This is a genomic window from Methylobacter svalbardensis (assembly GCF_037671525.1).
GTDB lineage: Bacteria > Pseudomonadota > Gammaproteobacteria > Methylococcales > Methylomonadaceae > Methylobacter_A > Methylobacter_A svalbardensis.
The window spans coordinates 1-563 of the sequence record NZ_JAWPOH010000214.1; the positions used below are offsets into that span (position 1 = coordinate 1).

General features: G+C 47.2%; 1 protein-coding gene. It reads left to right on the forward strand.

The window, feature by feature from the left end:
- Positions 1 to 563, forward strand: a 563-nt coding sequence (locus tag RW114_RS20900; protein ID WP_340124644.1) for an LTA synthase family protein, incomplete at both ends; no start/stop codon positions are given.

The following is a 563-nucleotide window of genomic DNA, read 5'->3' on the forward strand; positions in this document are numbered from 1 at the left end:
CGCATCGTCGATCAAACCGATTTCAGCGAAGAGGAAAAAACCTTTACCAATGCCTGGGGCGTTTCCGATGACATCATCTTTAACCGCACCCTAAAAGAAGCCGACAAGGATCACCAACATAACCAGCCGTTCTTCTTTCAGATCATGACCACCAGCAATCATCGTCCTTACAGCTATCCTGAAGGCAAGATTGACATTCCCTCGGGCAGCGGTCGGCAAGGTGCGGTTAAATACACCGATTATGCGATACATGAATTTATCGAGCAGGCCAAAACCAAGCCCTGGTTTAATAATACCGTGTTTGTGATGGTTGCCGATCATTGCGCCGGCAGTGCACGCAAAATCGAGTTGCCCGTGGATAAATACCACATTCCCCTGTTTATCTATTCTCCTAAACATGTGCCCGCAATAAGAAACGACATCGTGTCCAGCCAGATTGATGTGGCTCCAACTGTGCTTGGTTTTTTAAACCTCAGCTATGAAAGCCAGTTTTATGGCCGCGATATTATGCAGATGCGCAAAGACGAGGGCAGGGCATTGATCAGTAATTACCAGAAATTGGG